We start from the raw sequence: 21,541 nt of genomic DNA on the forward strand, positions 1-21,541 counted from the left end.
TAGATGATAAAGAATCAAGATTCATGGGAGGCAGAGTTTGAAGTTGGCTGAATGGATGACGAGTCTAGGCGAATATCCGATGATACGTATTCCAGAGGGAGACGTTGCGCTTAGGGATGACAGGGTTAAAAGATCATGGAATGTCAAGCTGGATGCCTTTTTCATGGCACCCGTCCCGGTAACGAATGCATTCTACGACGCCGTGCTGCAGCATAAAACCCGCACGCACGGACGTTCGAAAGCACCAGTCACAGGGGTATCATGGTACGAAGCAGTCTCATTTTGTAATACGCTGTCCCGGCAAGCGGGACTGGAGCCTTGTTATGAGATTGCCGCTGAGGGCGAGCGTGTCGTCTGGAATCGGGAAGCGGACGGCTATCGTCTGCCTACAGAGGCCGAATGGCAGCATGCATGTAAAGCAGGCTCTCAAGGCTACAGGTACGGCGAATTAGAAGAAGTCGCCTGGTTCAAGGAGAATTCCGATGGCATGACGCATGAAGTCGGAGGCAAACTGCCGAATGCGTGGGGGCTATACGACATGCTGGGAAATGTGTGGGAATGGTGCTGGGATCTGTATGACGAAGAGGTATATGGATCCTATCGCATATTCAGGGGAGGCAGCTGGGCGGAAGAAGCAAGGGGCTGCGGAGCGACATGCCGCCGGCGCAGCCATCCGACGTTTCAGATCGACGATCTCGGATTTCGCCTGGCCCGCTCGATTTACTCCTATAACGGAGATGGGAATCGGTCATTCGGATAAACTGCCTATCCTATTTAAATCCTAAGAGAAGGACCACCCGCTAAGGGTGGTCCTTCTTCTGTTACCGGCGGCCGTGAAAGGTCCGGCGTAAATCTTGAACCCACAGCTCCGGCACTTCCCACGGTATAAAGTGGCCTCCTTCTTCGTGGGCTGTAATGTTCACATGGTTGTACCATGCAGCACGGTCGGTCTTGAGAAAATGCTCCACGCGTTGATCGGTCGTCACCCCCGGTGGATTTTCGTATCCCACGAAAGTGATGCCGGTCGGTGCTTCAATAACAGGCTGGCGTGAATGGGAGGGCTCCCAAGGATACCGGTTGTTATTGGCATATACGCGCATAGACGTTTCGATGGCGTTATTGACCCAGAAAATCGTGGCGTGCGTCAGCAGGTCATCTTTGGAGAACACCTGTTCAATGCTGCCTTTGTTGTCACTCCACTTGATCCAGCGTTCAAGAATCCAGGCCAGCATGCCGACAGGTGAATCGCTGAGCCCGTAAGCGAGCGTGCCGGGATCCAGAACGTGCACGGCAAGGTGCGAAGCAAAGCGGCGGTCCAGCTCCAACAATTGATTCCGGATCTCCTCAGGCAGGTCTTCCCGAATCGGACGTCCGCCGGCATAATCCCAGGCACGCTCCCCGTTAAAGAAGTCCAATTTGAGTGCCGAACCGATATGTATACCATACAGCTCTGCTCCGTATTTATGCCCGAGCTGACCGGTGATCAGCGCGCCGACATCGCATCCGGCAGCAGCATACTTCTCGTATCCGAGCATGTCCGTCATGAGGGTGTGCCACAGATCGGCCATCTTCCAGAAGTTCATGTCCGGATGGTCGGGAAGCGGAGCAGAGAAGCCGAAGCCCGGCAGCGAAGGGACGATGACATCAAAAGCATCAGCGGGGTCACCTCCATGCGCCCTCGGGTCAGCGAGCGGATCCACCACCTTGGACCAATGCCAGAACGTCCATGGCCAGCCATGGGACAAAATGAGGGGAACCGGGTTTGGCCCCACTCCGGGCTTGCGCATAAAATGGACAGGCACACCGTTGACTTGGACTTGATAATGCTCATAGGCGTTGATCGCCTGCTCGGATTTACGCCAGTCGAATTCGTGAATCCAGTAGTCGACGAGCGCTTTCAGTTCATCGCGGCGAACGCCGTAGTAACCGTCTTCGTTCCCTGCATCCAGGGGCCATCTGACGGAGGTAAGACGACGGTTTAGATCGTTCAGTACCTCTTCGGAAACATGGATGGGACTTGCTTTAAACGGAAATTCGGCATGGGACATAGTGATCCTCCTCTGACGTGATTTGGAGCCGACGAAAAGGTGAACGTTTCAAGCGAGAAAAATCCGCTAAGCTTCGCCAGCAATTTCGACCAGCCGTCTCAATGCCGGGATGGCGCCAGCTATCGCCTGTCTTTCTTCTGCCGTGAGATGTTCCGCAAAACCGGCAATCCGACCGATCCGTTCCAGGCGCCGGGAATCGATCACGTTAGCTCCCTGGGGGGTAATCTGCACGAGAACAGCGCGGCCGTCATGCGGATCGGATCTTCGTTCCACGAGCCCGTCCCTCTCCAGCTTGATCACAATTTGCGTGATCGCCGACTGGGTTACCTGCTCCGTGGCAGTCAGTTCTGTCAGGCGCATCGGACTGTTGTGGGTTAGCGTGTGCAGGACCGACAGGGCGGTGAAGCTGAGCTTTTCAATGGACGGCAGTCGAATATTAATCCGGGTCAGATTTTCGATCACTTGAACAAAATCGGCGACATCCAATTCTTTGGATAGATGTTTAGGTTTCATATCACTAATATATTAGAAACTTATATAAATGTCTAATATAAATTGGGAATGGATGAGAATTGGAGGTGAATGATTTTTGTGGAATCGCATCATAATAGCAGGATGAAAGCAGGATCTGCTCCAAACACCAAGATGAAACGAGTGATGAGGCTTGAGATGGACATCCGCGGCATGCCTCCTGTTCATGCTGCTGCACAATCCGACCGCAGATCAAGAACAGGCACAGGACAAGCTTACGGTCACCCATGAAGGAAAAACCATCTCCGTGCTCAATCGCGACGCGCACAGCTTAGGGGTGTTTCCTTTACTGGACAAGGAACAATATAATGCGTGGGTCAACGAACTGGACCGGAAAACCTATAAGGAAGCGCAAAACGCCAGTTTTGACGCCGGGGGGCGCATTGTCGAGGGGAAGAACGGATACAAGCTCGACCGCAGGGCTTTTTTAATGAAATATTATGCGTATCTGTACGAAACGAGCGGGCCGGCCACGATTGAGGTTCCGACGTACCCGGTATATCCGAAGGTCGATACGGAACTGCTCGCGTCTTTGCGTTCGAAGCAAATCGGTTATTATATTACTTACTACAACTCCGGCAACCGAGACCGCTCGCATAATATTGCTCTGGCGGCTGAAGCGATTGACGGTACGGTCATCTTTCCTGGTGAACGGTTCTCATTTAACCGGGTGGTCGGCATACGAACGACCGGCAGAGGATACCGCCGGGCTGCCGTCATTGTGCGGGGCGAATTATCTGAAGGCGTAGGAGGCGGCATCTGTCAGGTATCCTCCACCTTGTTTAATGCCGCCGATCGCGCAGGGCTGAAGATCGTTCAGCGATATTCCCACAGCCGTCACGTTCCCTATGTGCCATCGGGCAGAGATGCAACCGTAAGCTGGGGCGGACCGGATTTTGTTTTTGATAACGCGTACAACCAGCCGGTCCTTCTTCGCGCGTTTGCGGGCGGCGGCAGCATGGCTGTGTCCATTTTGTCGTCTGACGTGATCGAATACTTCCCGAAAAAGGTCCCCAGCATATCTCATCAACTGCCGGAAGAGGTGCGCGACATCACCGCAAGCCAAAGCCCCGGCCATCATAAGAAAAATTAGACCACAGGCTTGCTTGAAGCAGCTTTCACAGTCCAAACAAGGAACAAATTAATTCCTTAAGCTGTGCAGCGCACGGGCAAATCCGGCGATGCCTTGTCCAATGCATTCCGATTTTGCACGCGCAAACGTAAACCGGACGAATCCGGCATCCGAACCGTACACGCTGCCAGGCACGAATACGACGCCGTTCCGGATCGCTGCTTCCAGCAGCTTTGCGTCATTGACTGGCTCGGACAGCTTGCACCACAAATGATGCCCCCCTTTGGGAATATGGAATTGAATCTCTCCCGGCAGTTCCTTCCGCAGCGCTTCGATCAGAAGATCGCGCTTATACATCAGATTTGTCCGCAGGCGGCTGAGATGAGGCTCAAAAAAGTCCGATTCCAAAAACTGCGCCGCCACCTGCTGGGGAATGACGCTAAGTCCAAAATCCATCTGCTGCCTGGCATCCGCCAGTCTCAGCACGACGGAATTCGGAGCAACCATCCAACCGATCCGCAGTCCCGAAGCGGCGATTTTGGAGAAGGATCCGATGTAAATGACAGAGCCGGACGTATCTATTGATTTTAAAGGCATGCGTGGTAAGCCTTCGTAATCGGTTAGGCTGTAAGGATCGTCTTCGATGATCGGCAGTCCGAGCTCGCTTGCGGTTTGCAGGAGCTGGTGACGCCGTTCGTCGGCAAGCAGCGTACCGGTAGGATTTTGAAAATTCGGATTCGTAAATATCATCTTGATGCGGTGTTTTTTGTACAGTCCACGAATTTCTTCCAGCCTCATGCCGTCCTGATCTACGGGGAGCCGGAAGATCCGCAGTCCCGCCGACTGGAACATCGGCAGCGAATAATAATAGGATGGATCCTCTATAGCAACGGCGTCGCCAGGGGACAGCAGGCATTGCGTAATTAAAAATAAGGACTGCTGAGACCCGGATGTAATCAGGATGGATGATTCCGTCGCCTGAAGCCCGCGGTATTCGGCCAAATATCGAACCAGAGCTTGCCGGAGCGGGATATATCCCTGCGGGTTGTCGTATCCCAAATACGATGCGTACTGATGGCTGCTCATGATTTCGCTGATTTCGCTTGTCGGGGCCAGATCGGCCGCAAGTTCTCCACTTGCAAAATCGACCAGGGAGGGATCCTGGCTCAGAGCTTCCCGAATTCTCCGGAGAAACGGAAGGTTCGGAAGAAAGCTCCCGCCTTGGGCATACCTGTTCCAGTTTGGTGTATGTTTCGGCGAAGCACCCCACTTAAATTGGCTCACCCGAGTTCCGCTGCCGGAACGGCTTTCGATGATCCCGAGCGAACGGAGTTCCGCAAAAGCTTGTACGACCGTGCTCCGGTTTACACCGATCTGCTCAGCCAATTTCCTTTCTGAAGGGAGCAGGCTGCCGGGCGGAAATTCCCCAAACGAAATTCGCCGCTCGATGTGGTCGGCGATTTGCTGATATAATGGTTTTTTACTTTCTCGGTCAAGACCCCACATACGTTTTCACTTCCTCGAACAACAATTACGACACATTTTTATCATCCTTTCCAATATATCTTATTCGCTTAACGATTTCCGTCTTTTTCTCACTGAAAGTTTTGCGTTTTCATGAACACGGCCCGTTTCATTTAGTGAAATGGATGGTCAGGGAACGATTGCAATGGCTGGTGTGTTCACGTCCGATGGTGATTATAATAAAGCTGCAACAAATCTACTTGACGGGCGGGTGAACAGCATGGTCTGGCTGATGGTTTTTGCCGTGATCGTATTAATATGGGGACTCTTCGCAACGATGAGAATTGGACAATCCCAAAGCAATAAAGAACAAAATCCACAATACTTCCAAGATACGGGCAAAAAATGGTTTAGGCTTCTAGGCTTCTACATAATTAGCATCGTTGCGGCAGCTATAATGATTGTGATTTTGATCAAGTGAATAAACAGAGGTAAATGATGAGTTAATTGTAAAAAAATATAAATAAAGGTTGTTAATGTTATCCAAACCGGATATACTAGCAATGTAAGCGCTTGCTTTAGTAGATTGAGACTTCTAGATTTCCCTGCCGCTGTCCCATTCCATGCATAAAGCGAGGTGATTAACGACCCAAAGGCGGGCTCCTTAATGATGCAGGTCTGATTTTCCTTATAGTGTCTGTGACGTTTTCCCAATTTGATGAGGAGGGAACAAGATGCTGAAAAAAGGATTATGCGGAATCATCATGGTCAGTCTTTTGATTGCTTTATTTCCTGTCAAACAGGTGAGTGCGGCTCCAAACTGGAAGCTGGTGTGGAGCGATGAATTTGAAGGAACCGCACTGAACCGTTCCAATTGGACACCGGAGATCGGCACGGGCAGCGGCGGATGGGGAAACAACGAGCTTCAATACTATACGGACCGGTCGCAGAATTTGCAGGTTACCGGAGGAAATCTGGTGATTACGGCGAGAAAAGAATCATACGGCGGAATGAACTATACTTCGGCACGTATCAAAACGCAAAACCTGAAATCCTTTACCTATGGCAAAATAGAGGCTAGGATCAAGCTGCCTTCCGGACAAGGGCTGTGGCCGGCGTTCTGGATGCTGGGCAGCAACATCAGCACGGTCGGATGGCCGTACAGCGGGGAAACGGACATCATGGAGCGGGTTAATAACAACCCTTATGTTAACGGCACGGTTCACTGGGATGCGGGAGGGCATGCGGAATACGGAAGAGTTTCGGGCAACCTCGATTTTTCCCAATACCATGTGTACAGCGTCGAATGGGATTCGAAGTATATCCGCTGGTTCGTTGACGGACAGCAGTTCAATGAATTTTATATTGAGAATGGCACCGGAAATACCGAGGAATTTCAGCGGCCGTTCTTCCTGCTCCTGAACTTGGCGGTCGGCGGCAACTGGCCGGGGGCTCCGAACGATTCGACGCCGTTTCCAGCTCAGATGCTCGTGGACTACGTCCGTGTATATCAGGACAATGGCCAGTCCAGCGCAATCAGCAACGGAGTTTATACATTGGCCTCCAAGGCGAGCGGAAAAGTAATGGATGTCATTGACGTGTCCATGGCCAGCGGAGCCAAAATCCAGCAGTGGACGAATTATACCGCCACCAACCAGCAATTCCGGATCGAAAGCACGGGAGACGGTTATTACAAGCTTACTGCCGTGCACAGCGGCAAAGTATTGGATGTGCCGAATTCGTCTACAGCAGCCGGCGTCCAGCTGCAGCAGTGGGATGATAACGGGACGAACGCGCAAAGATGGAGCATTGTCGACGTAGGCGGAGGGTATTATAAGCTGGTCTCCAAAGCAAACGGACTTGTCGTTGACGTGTCCGGTTCATCCACAGCGGATGGCGCGGCCGTTCAGCAGTGGACGGATAACGGAACGGACGCCCAGAAGTGGGCCTTGACCAAAATCAATTAAGGCACAAACAAGCAGTCCACATATGGGCTGCTTGTTTGTGTATACGTGTCTGAAGCGGAACAAATGCTAAGGTCTTGGCAATCGATGAGAAACTCCGGTGGCTGGGCGTGCTATAATTTGAGAAGACCATGAATGAAATATCATCTACTATTTTCAAATTAAAGGAGAGTTACGACAAATGATCAACAAGCTCGGTCAAGTGATGCTGTACGTCAACAACCAGGATCAGGCGGTACAATTTTGGACGGAAAAATTAGGTTTTCGTGTCATTTCTGAAGAAAACAATGAACACATGAGATGGATCGAAGTCGCCCCGGCCAAGGATGCAGGTTCCAGCATCGTACTGCATGATAAAGAAACTGTCGCGAAGATGTCCGAGGGCTTAAATCTCGGCACGCCTTCTTTAATGTTTTTCACAGAGGACGTGGATGCGTTGTATCGCGATTTGACCGATAAACAGATCACCGTCGGTGAAATCGTTGAGCTGCCTACCGGCAGGGTGTTTAACTTTGCGGATGACGAAGCGAATTACTTTGCGGTCATGGAAAAAAAATAACGGCCGCTCACGGGCGGAAGAAAGGGCGATGGCAACGATCCGTCGCTCTTTTCGCAAGAAGGGAGTATGCAACGCAAGCCCTGAACAAGGAGGATTTCAGATGTTCAATCCATTTGAAGTGGCCGAGCTTATGGTCCAACATATCTCAACGAATTTTCCAGACGACGTCTCTCTGATCGGGTATTATGGATCACGCGCGCAAGGAACGGCGACGGAGCGTTCCGATCTCGATTTTTTCTTTATACCGGCGAACGTGGAAGCTTTCCGTCATAGTTTGCAGTTTGTAGTGAACGGGATCAGCTTTGATTTTTGGCCGATCAGCTGGGAACGTGCGGAGAGAATCGCCGCTTTCGAAGAACTGAATGTATCGATCATCGCGGATTGCAAGCTACTGTATGTGCGGTCCGAAGAAGATCATGGGCGGTTTCTCCAGCTTCGCAGCAAAATTGCTGACCAAGCCCGGGCACGCTTGGAATGGCTCCATAAAGCCGAATCGAGGCTGAAAGAAGCTTATATACACCTTTACAACTTAAGCAAAATGAGCTCTATGGATGATCTGGTTTCTTTTCGCTATGAAGCCCAAGAGATCCTGATCTTAAACCTTGAGAGCCTTTCATTAATTAATCATACATACTACACCAAAGGCTGGGGCAAAAACAGGGAGCAAATCCGAAACTTCCCTATACAACCGGACACATTGGAGCAGACGATGGAGACGATTCTGTCTTCCTGTTCGGGATTTCAAATCCGGGAAGCCTGCGAACGATTGACCAAGGATACGCTTCGTCTCATTTTGCAGCAGAAAGAGAAAGACGTCAGCGGTCCAGATTATCCTGGCCGGATGAAGGGCTTCTATGAAGAAGTAAAAGGGATTATGGATAAGGTGGTGAGCGCTTGTGAATCAAGCGACTACCATACAGCATATTTCTGGGCGGTCGGCGTGCAGAAAGAAGTATCCCGTTTTCTCTATTTCACCGAGAAAGGGTATTGGCCGTCGCCTTTGTGCGACGGAGAGGAAGAGCTAACCTTGTATAAGGAACTTGGCTTTCCAGATTTAATCGGAATACTGAATCAGGAAGATTTCACCCCCCTGAAAGTGGCGGTTGAACAGCTTGATTCGCAGCTGGAGCAGCATCTTCAGAGCCGCGGAGTACAAATCAACCGGTTTCGGAACGCCAAAGAATTCAGCGATTTCCTGCAGTCGCTGCGTTGATCGCTGAGGCTGAATGCTTCATGTCCATATTCCGCAGGTGCCCATGATCACGAAAATATAACGTACATATCCCGCAGTGATTCCAATTCGTATGACTGGAAATGATGATAGATAGAGGACGGCTGCTGCTGAGAGTCCCCTTCCCATCGTGTCGAATCGTAAATAAGTGCAGGAAGGTTTGTCAGTTTAAGGCGGCGAAGAATACATAAAGCAAGTCGTGCAGCAAGTTAAATACGAAGATCATACAATGAGCCATCACAAGCCAAGGGGAGAATGGAAGACATGATGGAACAGCTGAAAGCTTGGGCCAAACAATTAAAAAGGCAGGTATTTGTACTCTATTACGCCTATCGGGACAAACGTTCGCCATGGTATGCAAAGCTGTTTTCCATGTGCGTCGTTGCCTATGCATTCAGCCCCATAGATTTAATACCGGACTTCATACCCGTCATTGGCTATGCGGACGATTTGGTTTTGATACCGCTGGGAGTATTGGCTGCTATAAAAATGATGCCTGGTGAGGTCATTGAGGATGCCAAAAAGAAAGCGGATGCTCGCATGAACCAAGGAAAACCGGTGAATTGGGCTGCGGGTGTCCTGATTATTTTGTTATGGGCTGCTGTACTGGCAGCGGTATTAACTTACCTGTACAACCGTTTGAAGTAACCCGCTGATTCACAGCAGGGCCTTCCGGCTGGATTCGGATCGCCCGCCCAATCGGCCTGCTTAAACCATGGCCTTTCCCCCGTATTTATGAATCCTGCAGCTTCTCCCGATACTCGGATGGCGTACAGTTGTACACCTTACGGAACTGGCGGGCGTAATAGTTCTGGTCCCGAAAGCCGCTTTCGAGCGCTACCTGGGAAATGGACAGGTTTGGATAGCGAAGCAGCGTGCAGGAATAGTCCAGACGCTTGCGTATGACGTAATCCATCGGTGTGGTGTGATAGTTGCGCGTAAAGACGCGCTGAAACTGGCGGGTGGAGAGGTAGGCTTTGTCGGCCATCGCTTGCAGGGTGATCGGCTGGAGAAAGTGTTCTTCAATGTAAGTGACGGCTTCACCGATCCGCAGCGCCTTATTGTCTTCATGTCCGCTACCGATCTGATAATACCGGGAGAGCAGGCCGACGAGAGCGGTAAAATAAGAGCGAATCATCAGACGATAGCCCTGCGGCTGCAGCTCATACTCGGTTAAAATCAGGTCAAGCAGCTTTGTCGCTTCCTGCAGCTGCGCTTCGTTCAGCGTAAGCATGCCCTTGAAGTTCATTTCCTTGCGGTAAAATGGTTCGATGTAGAAGAGCGCTTGGAAGCCCGGAAGCAGCCTAAGCTCGGACAGCTGCAGAAGCTGCTCGGGCTGGAACATGACGTTGATGTATTCAATCCCGTCGACGTTTTTGTATCCATGGGATACGCCGCTGTGAATCAAGAATACCTGGCCGGCTGTAACGGAGTATTCCCTCCCTTCAATGATATGAATGGCGCTGCCCTGCAAAATGACGACGAGTTCGGAAAAATCGTGGCTATGTACAAAATATTCGTGCGTTAGCGGACATTTCTGGATGCGGAACGTAAATCCCGGTTCGAGTCCGATGTCCGTGGCAAACAGTCTGGTCATCATGTCCATATTATGCTAAACAATGTCGGCATCGTCAAGGCGAAGAACGGCATACCGCGCTACCATTAAGTTTACGGGCCGACGCATGGCAGATCGAAATGTCATCGGCTTATAGAATGTCAATGGGGAGGTACCTATGGATTTATGGTGGTATGAAAGGACGAATCAGCCCGTGAAGCCGGTTATCCTTTTTCTGGGGGACAGCATTACGGCCAGCGGTCATTATATCCGGTATACCGAAGCTTGGCTCCGTCAGCACCGGCCTACGATGGAGATGAAGCTGGTTCCATGCGGTGTGCCCAGCGAAACTGTATCGGGTCTCAGTGAGGCGGCACACCCGTTTCCGCGCCCTTGCGTGCACGATCGGCTTCGGAACGCGCTGGATACGGTATCGCCCGGGATCGTGGCCGCCTGTTACGGTATGAACGACGGGATTTACCATCCTTACTCCGAGGGTCGCTTTGCTGCCTATCAAGAGGGGGTGTTTCGTCTAGTTGAACGCATCAGAGGGGCTGGAGCCAAGGTAGTGCTCATGACGCCGCCGCCGTTTGACCCACCCTCTATGTACGCCGGGCTTCTGCCCGAAAGCGCACCGGATTTCAGCTATCTCACACCATTCCAGGAATATGACCGCGTCCTCGAGCAGTATTCCGCATGGCTTCTGTCTGCGGGTGATGTGGCAGACCAGATCATCGACTTGCGCAGTCCGCTGCTGGACCATACAAAGGAACACAGAGCACTGGATCCTGCTTATCGTTCGGGGGACGGTATTCATCCGAACCGTGCTGGGCACTGGGTTATGGCGCGTACGCTTCTCAAGGAAATGTTCGGCGCGGCACCCGGTGTTATTCCCGATGTGGATGCGATTTCGAAATCGCTTGCGGAAGAAACGGATTGACACCTAAAAATCAACCGGATTATAGTTAGGTCACTCCAACAATTGGGAGGGAGAGAGGTACGATGAACTTGCTGCAAATGCTGCGAACGCGGAAATATTTACAGCGGATCTTGCTCAGCTTTATGCTCGTAGTCGCCACACTGGCGGTGGCCTCCCTATTTATGAACGCCTTCGCACGCGACAAAGTGCTCAGCCTTCAGAACGAAGCCGACCGCAAGCTGCTGACCCAAATCAACTATAACATCGAAAACATGAACGGCATCGTCAAGGACCTGGCGGTATCCATGTACAACGATGAAGAGCTGATCGCACTGAAATCCGGAGCGGATTACAAGCAGAGCATTCTGAAGATCGAGCGGCTGAATCAGACCGTCGCAGCGTCTCCGTATCTCCACGCTGCTGTTTTTTACAACGGGGCGCAGCACCGGTTTTTCTCATCGCTCAACCATGATATGGACAACAGGCTGCTGTATCAAAGGCTGGGGGATTATATGTCGTCCCGCAGCGACCTGTCGAAGCTCCAGTTGATTCCGATGGATCTGGACGGCGGAAATGAAGGGATCGACGTATTCGCCTTCTTCATTTATGACGGACCGTCCTTAGGTTCCGTAAATGATAATGTCCTGATTTTGACCGTCAAGCCGGGATGGATGCTGGATAACGTGAAAGCGCTTAATCGTGTCGCGGAGCGGGAGAACGACATGCTGTTCGTGACTGACAGTGACGGGCGCATGCTGATCTCCAACGACCGGTCGCTGCCGGAGGGGCTGAGCGTCAAAAAGGATTTGCTTCCGCGAATCCAATCTACCGGCAGTACGCTGGACTCTTTTATCTATAAGCACGGTTCGCATAAATACAAGGTGACGTATTTGAGCAAAGGATTGAACAACTGGCAAATCGTCAGCCTCCAGAATTATAACGACGTGCTCGGCAGCGTCCGGCAGATGAAATGGACGGAGATGGCCGTGACGCTGTCCGTTGCGGTCCTGGCTGTGCTGCTGTCCGTGTTTTTTTCGCTTCGGCTGTATAAACCGGTCGGACAGCTCCTGACGCTCGTTCCGCCTCAGCGGCGTGATGCTCCCCCAGCGAAGGATGAGCTGTCGGTCATTGCCGCCAACGTTACGGAAATGATCGGAAAGCTGAAAGGGCTCGAGCAGGAGAGGGCATCCCAGTGGAACATCGCCAAGGTCTATCACCTGCGCAGCCTGATCGGTCTCAGCGAAGGCGTACATGAACTGGAGTTTCGGCGGATCAGGGAGCAGTACGGGCTCGATATCGCGTATCCATCAAGACTCCGGCTGGCTCTGGTCCAGATTGACGACGTACAGAGCCTTGCCCGCGGCCAGGGATCGCAAGCCGAATCGCTGCTGTATTTCGCCATAGCCAATATTGGCCAGGAACTGCTCCACAAACACGGATCCTGCGAAGCCGCAGATATGAAAAGCGGGCATCTCGTCTTTATCGTCGGCGGCGAATCCAGGGATCTAGCCATGCTTGCCGACCGCTTTCGGGAGCTTCAGCACACCATCCTTCAATATTATCGGGTTACCTTCACGGTAACGCTCAGCGACCCGTTTGAAGACTACCGCGAAATCACGGCGCATTATAACCTGGCTGTCCGCCACGCCAATTACCGCATGGTTTTTGGCAAAGGTGCGGTGCTAGAGCCGGAACGGGTCCGAAGCTGCGAGGCAAACGATACGTTCCGCATTCCACAGGAATTGGAGCGGCGCCTGACGGAAGGATTAAAGAGCGGCGATCTGGAAGAGACGGAGCAGGCGATCCGGAGCTGGAGAGAGCTGATCGGCGGATTCAGCTTCGAGAATATGTACTCCGCGCTGCTGCATCTGGCAGTGACGCTCAGCAATACGCTGGGAGAGATGAACCATCACAATTTGAACCCGGTATCGGTCAACGTTCAGGCCATCAACCGGCGCATTCTCGAGAAAGAAACGTTGGATGAAATCGAGACGGTGCTGCTCGAGGTCGTCCGCGAGGTATTCGAACAGCGGCGGAACGGGCGTGAAGACAAAAACAGGCTGCTTGCCGATACCGTGAAAGAAATCATCGACAAGCATTTTGCCGATCCGGATCTCAACGTGCAGCGGATCGCCGACATGCTGAAGATGAGCTCGGTTTACATCGGGCAGGTGTTCAAGGCACAGGAAGGGACGACGGTCGTCGATCAGATTAATGCCACCCGCCTGGCCCGTGCCCGAACGTATTTGGAGCAGCAGGAGCTGACCGTAGCGGAAATTATGGAAAAGGTGGGCTTCGGCAACGAAAGCTATTTTTACCGCTTGTTCAAACGCCGATACGGAACCACACCCAAGGAGTACCGCCTGAAATCAGCCATAGAGAGAAGCATATGAACCTGATGAAGACCCGCACGGGAGAACCGTTTTCCTGGCGGGTCTTTTGCATGTCCAAGAGCGGCTGCAGGCCTGTAAATACAGGAATCCGGCATCTATACAGCCCGCCAGTACAGTGATCCTGCAATTGTACAGTACGCAGCAGCAAGGGTTTTACGTTATCGTTAGACGTGCAAAGCCTGACACCAGGCAGAGCGCAAAGGAGGAAAGGGGCTTACGATATGTTGAATAAGGTTTCTCTGGCGGGTGACGCAGAAAACAGACGGGTGGCGCCAGAACCCGGACAAACCGGATTGCTACCCTCGCCGGACGTGCCGCCAAAGCAGCGCAAGCAAAAATCGATCATCCGGAAGGAGCTGCGCCATTTCCGTAACAACCGGGAGCTGTTCCTGCTCTCATTGCCGGGAATATTGTATAAGCTGATATTCGCCTATATTCCGATGGTGGGGCTCATCATCGCCTTCAAAAATTATCGGTACGATCTGGGCATCTTCGGCAGCAAATGGGTGGGACTCGATAATTTCCGGTATTTGTTTTCTACTGATACGGCTTGGCGGATTACGCGCAACACGGTGCTGTACAATGCCGCCTACATCTTGGTGACCACCGTGGCTGCACTGCTGCTTGCGATCCTGATGAACGAAATCAAGCAGAAATGGAGCAAGTTTTATCAGACCGCCTTGTTTCTGCCGCATTTCCTGTCCTGGGTTCTGGTCGGTTACGTCGCGTATGCTTTTTTGAACCATGCGGACGGGCTGATCAACCGGACGCTGCAAGCGTTTGGGATGGATCCGGTCAGCTGGTATCAGAACGCGGCGCCATGGCCGGTCATTCTCATTCTGGTTCATTTATGGAAGGCCGTAGGTTTCAATACACTCATCTATTTCGCGGGAATTTTGGGGATCAACGGAGAATATTACGAAGCGGCGCGGATCGACGGGGCGACCAAGTGGCAGATGGCCCGCAAGATCACCATTCCGCTGCTGTCGCCGCTCGTCATCATACTGCTGATTTTGTCCATCGGCAACATGTTCCGCGGTGATTTCGGCCTGCACTACTTCATTCCGAACAACTCAGGTTTCCTGTATGGATCCACCGATATTATCGATACTTACGTGTACCGCGCGCTGCGGGAAATCGGGAACGTGAGCATGTCGGCGGCAACGGGCTTTTACCAATCGGTTGTCGGTTTCGTACTGGTACTGCTGGCTAACGGCATTGTGCGCAAAATCAATCCCGACCATTCTTTATGGTAAGGAGGTGACGTAAAGGTGACAAAAACATTGGAGCTGTCGAAAGTATTAATCAACCTGCTGTTTATCATCCTGTCCGTCTTAGTCGTGCTGCCGTTTCTGCTCGTCATCGCCGTATCGCTTACGGATGAGAAGGCATTGTCCCGGGACGGCTATCAATTCATCCCCAAATCGTTCAGCCTGGAGGCGTACCGCTATCTGCTGGATGCCCCGGACGTGATGATCCAGTCATACGGGGTTACGATCACCGTCACGGTGATTGGATCGCTCGTCGGCCTGCTGCTGACCGCGATGACCGCTTACGTCATTTCCCGGCCGGATTACCGTTACAACCGGATGACGACCTTTTACGTATTTTTCACGATGCTGTTCAGCGGAGGACTCGTTCCTTCCTATATTCTAATGACCCAGTACCTGCATCTCAAAGACAGCCTGCTCGCACTCATTTTGCCTGTGCTGCTGTCGCCGTTCAACATCATGGTCATGAAAGGTTTCATGTCTAAGATACCGCTTGAGATCATCGAATCGGCGAAAATGGATGGGGCGAGGGAATTCCGGATTTTCTTCCGCATCATTCTCCCTTTGTCCACGCCGGCATTGGCAACGCTGGGCCTGCTGATCTCGTTCTCCTATTGGAACGACTGGTTTAACGCGATGCTGTACATCGACGATCCGGGTAAGGTACCGCTGCAGCTGCTGCTGGTCCGGACGCTGAACAGCATTGAATTTCTCACGACGAATACCGAGTTTGCGACGCAGCTGGGTATCGACCTGGCGAGCTTCCCGAACAATTCCGCCCGGATGGCGATCGCCGTGCTGGCCGGCGGACCGATGCTGATCATCTTCCCGTTCTTCCAGCGGTTTTTCGTGAAAGGGCTTACGGTTGGCTCCCTCAAGGGTTAACATACACGCAAGCGATTATAAAAACAGGAGGTCACACAGATGAAGAAAAAGTGGTTTGGCGTGCTGGCGTTTATCCTGCTGGCCGCGACCGTCTTTGCCGGATGCGGCGGAGGAAATAGCGCGGACGGCGGCGGAGAATCGGCCGGATCAACGGATGTGAAGAACGAAAGCGGATTGAAACCCGTCGAGCTGACCTGGTATTATCCGCTGTCCCAGCTCCAGCCCGATCAGCAGAAAGTGCAGGACGAAATCAACAAAATCGTCAAAGAAAAGATCAACGCTACCGTCAAGCTGATGCCGGTTTCTATCGGCGACTACGTGCAGAAAATGAACACCGTGCTGGCAGCAGGCGAGAAGTTCGACATTCTCTGGACCGGCTACATGCTGAAGCCGGAGGAGCTGGTACGCAAAGGAGCCATACAGCCGCTTGACGATCTGCTGAATCAATACGCGCCGGAGCTGAAATCCGATGTGCCGCAGGTGATGTGGGACGGCCTGTCCGTCGACGGCAAGATTTATGGCATCCCCAACCAGCAGATCAACGGTTCCCGCTACGGATTTATCGTGCTGAAGGAGCTTGCCGACAAGTATAAACTGGACACCACGAAGATTAAAAAGATCGAGGACATTGAACCGTTCCTGAAGCAGATCAAGGACAACGAACCGGACATGATCCCGTTCGGTATCTTCGGCACTGATTTTATCAATCCGCAGGTGCATGACGACAAATATTGGATTGTGCCGGGGCTCGATGACCACTTCTACATCAAGACGGATGACCCGACCTATACGCTTCAACGTTATCCGGAAGAAGAGCTGAACAATTTCCGCCTGGCCAGCAAATGGTACAAGGAAGGTTACATTTACAAGGATGCGGCGACCGTGAAATCGGGCGACTTCAAAGGCAAGATCGCGGTGGATTACCATATCGTCCTGAAACCGGGCGTCGAAGCTGAAGTCAAGGCGAGAAACGGCGGACACGACGTGGTCATCATCCCGCTCAGCAACTGGTTCTCCAACGGTTATTCGGCGACCACCAACCAATCGATCAGCCGCACTTCGCCGAATCCGGACCGGGCCATGATGCTGCTGAATCTCGTGAACACCGACAAGGAGCTGTACAATCTGCTCTGCAACGGCCTGGAAGGCGTTCATTACGAGAAGCAGTCCGGCGAATACATTAGCGCACTCCCGGATTCCCGATATAAACCGAATATGGACTGGGTGTTCGGCAGCGTATTCAATTCTTATCTGAAGGAAGGCCAGCCGGAGAACGTCTGGGAGGAAACGAAGAAGATCAACGAAACAGCCGAAATCAATCCGGTCGGGGCGTTCAAATTCAATTCGGAGCCGGTCAGCACGGAGATCGCCAACCTGAACGCGGTATGGGGCGAATACAAACGCGGACTTGTGACCGGGACGCTTGATTTTGACGAAACCTGGCCGGTGCTCTACGGCAAGCTGAAGGAAGCGGGCGAGGATAAGTATGTGGAGGAGGTGAAGAAACAGTTTGAACAATTCCTGAAAGACAAGGGGTTGAAAAAGTAAGAAGTTCATTTAAAGGCAGAGAAGCGCAAGCGGCGTACGGATAACGGGGAGAAACCTGCTGTCATGGGCGGCTTCAATAGAAGCATACAACGGGACCGGGGCCGGCCCTAATCCATGCTGAAAGGAAAGAGAAGCCATGGCAAAAAAACGGTTGCTCGCGGTTCTCGCAGCCATCGTGCTGATCACGTTTACCCCGTCTCCGCCGCCAGCTGCAGCGGAAGAAGCTGCCGCCAAACCAACGGGAAAATCGCTGTATGTAGCCACAAATGGCAGCGACACGAATAATGGATCCAAGAACCATCCGTTTAAAACGCTGGAGAAGGCAAGGGATGCCATCCGGAAGCTGAAAGCGAAAGATGGCCTGCCCGCCGGCGGCGTGACGGTGTATCTGCGTGAGGGGCGGTACGAACGATCAGGCAGCTTTGATTTGAACGAGCAGGACTCCGGCGAAGCCGGGAAGCCGATTAAGTATACGGCTTATCCGGGAGAGAAGGTGACTTTGTCCGGATCGAAACGCATTGAAAAATCCGCCTTCACACCGGTCACCGATCAAGCGATTCTTAACCGGATCATCAGTCCCGAGGCGAGACAAAACGTGCTGGTGGCCGACTTGGCAGGCCAGGGCATTACCGATTACGGCGAGCAAAGCCGCCACGGCTACTATCTTGCCAACGACCTGAGCAAAGTCCCACCGATGGAGCTGTACGTCAACGGGCAGGGAATGACCTTAGCGAGATGGCCGAACCAAGGGACGGTACAGATGGATGAAATCATCGATCCAGGTCCGACGCGGAAAGATCCGAACGGGGAGGTACATACGCGCGGAGGAACCTTTTCCTATTCGTATGACCGGCCTCAGTACTGGACCCAGGCGGACGATATTTGGCTGGACGGTATATTCGGCTACAGCTGGGAATGGTCCTACAACAAAATCGCCTCCATTGACACAGCCGCCAAAACCATCACCCTCAGCTACGGAGAGATGAGCGGCCTGCTCAAAAACTGGTATCCGGATTTTCATTTTGCGCAAAACCTGCTGGAAGAAATCGATATGCCGGGCGAGTATTACATCGACCGCCAGGCGGGAAAGCTGTACTTTTTGCCGAACGCCGAATTTACAGCGGCGAATCCGACGATCGAGGTTACGATGCTGAAAACGCCGATGATCAATGCGCTGAACGCTTCGTACATCGACTTTTCCGAGCTGGTCATGGAAGATGGACGCGACTCGGCAGCGGTTATTATGGGCGGCAGCCACGTGCGTATTCTGAACAGCGAAATCCGCAACTTCACGAACAGCGGCGTGCTGGTCAATACGCAAAGCCGGTTCTACTACAATGATTTTCAGGGCGTGCCGGGAACGGATCATGCCATCGTCAGCACGCATATCCACCATATCGGCGGGACCGCGGTCACGCTGACGGGCGGCGACAAAACGACCCTGCAGCCGGGAAACAATGTCGTTGAAAATTCGCACATTCATGATTTTGCTTATTACCATAAAGCTTACAATCCGGGCGTTCTTCTCTCCGGGGTCGGCAACCGCATGGCACATAACGAGCTGCATGACGCGCCTCATCCTGGCGTGCTGATCTTCGGCAACGACCATGTCGTGGAGTACAACAACATATACGATGTGTGCAAAACCTTCTCGGACCTCGGGGCTATTTACATGAACGCGGGCGAAACTCCGCAGCAGCGGGGGACCGTCATCCGCAGAAACTATTTTCACAATATTGGAGAAAGCAAGGCCGGCGTGGAGGGCGTCTATCCCGACAACTTCACTATGGGGCTTCAGATCGACGAAAACATTTTCTACAAAATGGGCAACTCGGCGATCAAGAACAACGGCGGCGCACATATTTTGTCCCGCAACAATATTTTCGTAGACAGTAAAGTTCCGTATGATTACGCGGACATCTACCTCGGGGATCAGCCGGACAATCAAATCCCGAAAAACTACATGCCAAAATGGCAGGCGCTCTTCGCCGCCAACAACGACTTTGTAGGCACGCCTTATTTGACCAAGTATCCAGAGCTGGCCAACTTCTTTACAGAAAACCGTTATTATCCCGATACGAACACGTTCCAGGGCAATGTCATCTACAACCCGACCATTCCACGCAGCACGACGACCAATGCCAACGGAGCGTATGACAAATTCGGGCTGGTTCAGTATGCCAATAACTTCGTTACGACGGAGGATCCGGGCTTTGTGGATCTGGCGAACGGAGATTTGTCCCTGCGGCCGGATGCGGCTGTATTCAGCGCCATACCCGGCTTTCCCAACATCCCGTTTGGTGAAATCGGCATTAACGGCAGAGCCGGCACCAGCACAGGTCAGGACAGCCATCCTGTCCAGGGGGTTGCCGTGTACAACGACGATGTGACGGTTGACCGCTGGAAAACGGTCAAACTGCAAACCGCGGTCCTGCCGTGGAACGCAGATCATCCGGCTCTGTCTTTCACATCCGCCGATCCGGGAATCGCAACGGTCGATAAAGCCGGCGTTATTACCGGACAGTCTGTCGGCCAAACCGAGATCACTGTAGCATCTGTGGAAAATCCGCAGCTGACAGCATCAGTGAAAGTAACCGTGGAAGCCGGCGACGGCATTATGGACTACACCGATTTCGAATCCGGCGCAAATGGATGGCCGGTGGACGCCAACCGGAGCATCGTTAAAGTGGATGAAAACCGCTGGTACAAGTTACTTAACGGCGCGTCCGCGCTGAGCAGCAAAAAGTTCTCCGATTATGAGCTGACCTTCAAGCTGAAGACGCCGGCGACCATCGGCGAAAACGCAACGCTGTATATTTTCGACCGCCAGGCGGGCAGCGGTTCTAGCCGTATCGGATATAAAACCCGGGCGGACGGAACATCGTCATGGCTGATGTACAACTCGGCGTGGTCCGTGCTGAAGGAAGTCAAGATGCCTGATCATGATTTAAAGCCGGACACGGAATATGCCGTCAAAATGCTCGTCAAGGGCGGCGACATCAGCGTGTACGTGAACGGTGGGTTCCGGCTGAAAGGCACCGATCCGGGCCATAACGCGGAGGGTCAAGTCGGGTTCTACGTTAACAATGTCAGCGACATGATGTTCGATGACATCCAGTTCAAGGCGCTGACTACAGATCTGGCCGGAATTATCCCGGCGGAAAATCAGGTTCGGCTGGCTGCCGGAGAGAGCAAGCAGCTCCAACTGACATTTGATCCCGCGGATACGCCGGATACGGATGTGACCTGGCAATCCGCGAATCCTGCGGTGGCAGAAGTGAACGACACAGGCGTCGTCAGCGCCGTGTACGAGGGCGAAACGGTCATCACGGCCGTATCCAAGGTAAACCCGCTGATCAAGGCGGATATCGCGGTCACCGTCTCGAACGTCATGCATGAGACCGATTTTGAAACCGGAGGAAACGGCTGGCCTGTCGATCCCAATCGCAGCATTGCAGCCGATCCGGACGGGAACCGCCGCTATAAAATCTTAAACGGCGCCACCGGCCTGCTCGACCGAACCTTCTCGTCCTACCAGCTTGAATTCAAGCTGAAGACGCCTGCGGTTATGCCAAATGACGGAGTGCTGTACATTTTTGACCGCCAGGACGCCACTGCATCAACGCGAATCGGCTACAAAACAAGGGCCGACGGCACATCGGCATGGATACTGTACGACACCGCCTGGCAGAAGATCAAGGAAGAAGCGCTGCCTACGCAAGACCTGCAGCCGGATACGGAATATGACGTCAAGGCGGTCGTCAAAGACGGCGACATCCAGCTCTATGTGAACGGGGAACTGAGGCTGTCCGGCACTGATCCGGGACATAAAGCTTCCGGCAAAGTCGGTTTCTATGTGAGCGGATTCGATTACATGCTATTCGACGACATTCGTTTCTCGGTAGTGCCTTAAAGCTTACTGGTGTTTAAGGGTTTCTTCGGCGCTCTCTCCCTGCATGGAGGGGGCGCTTTTACAATTCCAGGTCCGGTGCAGCACTCAAGAGGTTCAATTCAATTCTATTCAAGGACAATACGGTATACCTTCCATGGCAAAATCGTGCTAACTGTGCGCAGCGCGAAATTCATGGATAAGCGCGATTC

17 protein-coding genes are annotated in these 21,541 nt (G+C 52.5%); 13 read left to right on the plus strand and 4 right to left on the minus strand.

The genetic code is table 11. The annotated features are described in order from the left end of the window. Nucleotides 1-79 precede the first annotated feature (79 nt). Complete coding sequence (locus MKY74_RS20075) at nt 80-760, plus strand: formylglycine-generating enzyme family protein (RefSeq protein ID WP_076169300.1); 681 nt, start codon at nt 80-82, stop codon at nt 758-760. Between the two features lie 61 nt (nt 761-821). Here MKY74_RS20075 and MKY74_RS20080 read toward each other — a convergent pair whose 3' ends face one another. Together MKY74_RS20080 and MKY74_RS20085 are read right to left on the minus strand one after the other, a co-directional pair. Next, nucleotides 822-2,048 carry an epoxide hydrolase family protein gene (locus MKY74_RS20080; protein WP_076165768.1) on the minus strand — a complete coding sequence of 409 codons (1,227 nt, stop codon included), beginning with the start codon at nt 2,046-2,048 and terminating at the stop codon, nt 822-824. Nucleotides 2,049-2,114: 66 nt separating this feature from the next. After that, nucleotides 2,115-2,561: a MarR family winged helix-turn-helix transcriptional regulator gene (locus MKY74_RS20085; RefSeq protein ID WP_076165765.1), complete on the minus strand. Its 447-nt coding sequence runs from the start codon at nt 2,559-2,561 to the stop codon at nt 2,115-2,117. A 184-nt stretch (nt 2,562-2,745) separates the two neighbouring features. Here MKY74_RS20085 and MKY74_RS20090 point away from each other — a divergent pair, with 184 nt between their 5' ends. Then, the gene (locus MKY74_RS20090) at nt 2,746-3,672 is read left to right on the plus strand and encodes a VanW family protein (protein WP_076165762.1); all 927 of its coding nucleotides are present in this window, start codon (nt 2,746-2,748) and stop codon (nt 3,670-3,672) included. A 48-nt stretch (nt 3,673-3,720) separates the two neighbouring features. Here MKY74_RS20090 and pdxR read toward each other — a convergent pair whose 3' ends face one another. Continuing rightward, complete coding sequence (gene pdxR, locus MKY74_RS20095; protein WP_076165758.1) at nt 3,721-5,157, minus strand: MocR-like pyridoxine biosynthesis transcription factor PdxR; 1,437 nt, start codon at nt 5,155-5,157, stop codon at nt 3,721-3,723. A 163-nt stretch (nt 5,158-5,320) separates the two neighbouring features. On the opposite strand from pdxR, the gene MKY74_RS20100 reads away from it, so the two are divergent. From MKY74_RS20100 to MKY74_RS20120, 5 genes are all read left to right on the plus strand, one after another. Beyond that, nucleotides 5,321-5,596 (plus strand): hypothetical protein, encoded by a 276-nt coding sequence (locus MKY74_RS20100; RefSeq protein WP_076165755.1) that lies wholly within the window; start codon nt 5,321-5,323, stop codon nt 5,594-5,596. A gap of 253 nt (nt 5,597-5,849) precedes the next feature. Then, complete coding sequence (locus MKY74_RS20105) at nt 5,850-7,082, plus strand: RICIN domain-containing protein (RefSeq protein WP_076165752.1); 1,233 nt, start codon at nt 5,850-5,852, stop codon at nt 7,080-7,082. A 178-nt stretch (nt 7,083-7,260) separates the two neighbouring features. Next, nucleotides 7,261-7,638, plus strand: coding sequence for a VOC family protein (locus MKY74_RS20110; protein WP_076165749.1), 378 nt, complete (start codon nt 7,261-7,263; stop codon nt 7,636-7,638). 100 nt (nt 7,639-7,738) lie between these two features. Continuing rightward, nucleotides 7,739-8,851 carry a hypothetical protein gene (locus MKY74_RS20115; RefSeq protein WP_076165746.1) on the plus strand — a complete coding sequence of 371 codons (1,113 nt, stop codon included), beginning with the start codon at nt 7,739-7,741 and terminating at the stop codon, nt 8,849-8,851. Between the two features lie 282 nt (nt 8,852-9,133). Beyond that, the gene (locus MKY74_RS20120) at nt 9,134-9,517 is read left to right on the plus strand and encodes a YkvA family protein (protein WP_076165743.1); all 384 of its coding nucleotides are present in this window, start codon (nt 9,134-9,136) and stop codon (nt 9,515-9,517) included. 85 nt (nt 9,518-9,602) lie between these two features. Here the strand turns inward: MKY74_RS20120 and MKY74_RS20125 are convergent, their stop codons facing one another. Continuing rightward, on the minus strand, nt 9,603-10,469 hold the full coding sequence (locus tag MKY74_RS20125) for a helix-turn-helix domain-containing protein (protein WP_167372820.1): 867 nt from the start codon (nt 10,467-10,469) through the stop codon (nt 9,603-9,605). A gap of 133 nt (nt 10,470-10,602) precedes the next feature. Between MKY74_RS20125 and MKY74_RS20130 the strand changes: the two genes are divergently transcribed. From MKY74_RS20130 to MKY74_RS20155, 6 genes are all read left to right on the plus strand, one after another. Further along, entirely contained in the window at nt 10,603-11,364 is a 762-nt protein-coding gene (locus MKY74_RS20130; RefSeq protein WP_076165740.1) for an SGNH/GDSL hydrolase family protein, read from the plus strand. A 62-nt stretch (nt 11,365-11,426) separates the two neighbouring features. Further along, the gene (locus tag MKY74_RS20135; RefSeq protein ID WP_076165738.1) at nt 11,427-13,736 is read left to right on the plus strand and encodes a helix-turn-helix domain-containing protein; all 2,310 of its coding nucleotides are present in this window, start codon (nt 11,427-11,429) and stop codon (nt 13,734-13,736) included. 221 nt (nt 13,737-13,957) lie between these two features. Then, nucleotides 13,958-14,992: an ABC transporter permease gene (locus tag MKY74_RS20140; RefSeq protein WP_076165735.1), complete on the plus strand. Its 1,035-nt coding sequence runs from the start codon at nt 13,958-13,960 to the stop codon at nt 14,990-14,992. 15 nt (nt 14,993-15,007) lie between these two features. Continuing rightward, entirely contained in the window at nt 15,008-15,892 is an 885-nt protein-coding gene (locus tag MKY74_RS20145; RefSeq protein WP_076165731.1) for a carbohydrate ABC transporter permease, read from the plus strand. 39 nt (nt 15,893-15,931) lie between these two features. Then, entirely contained in the window at nt 15,932-17,440 is a 1,509-nt protein-coding gene (locus MKY74_RS20150) for an ABC transporter substrate-binding protein (protein WP_076165728.1), read from the plus strand. A gap of 136 nt (nt 17,441-17,576) precedes the next feature. Continuing rightward, the gene (locus MKY74_RS20155) at nt 17,577-21,353 is read left to right on the plus strand and encodes an Ig-like domain-containing protein (protein WP_076165725.1); all 3,777 of its coding nucleotides are present in this window, start codon (nt 17,577-17,579) and stop codon (nt 21,351-21,353) included. Nucleotides 21,354-21,541 lie beyond the last annotated feature (188 nt).

Source organism: Paenibacillus sp. FSL R5-0378, from assembly GCF_038009285.1.
GTDB classification, from domain to species: domain Bacteria; phylum Bacillota; class Bacilli; order Paenibacillales; family Paenibacillaceae; genus Paenibacillus_AQ; species Paenibacillus_AQ favisporus.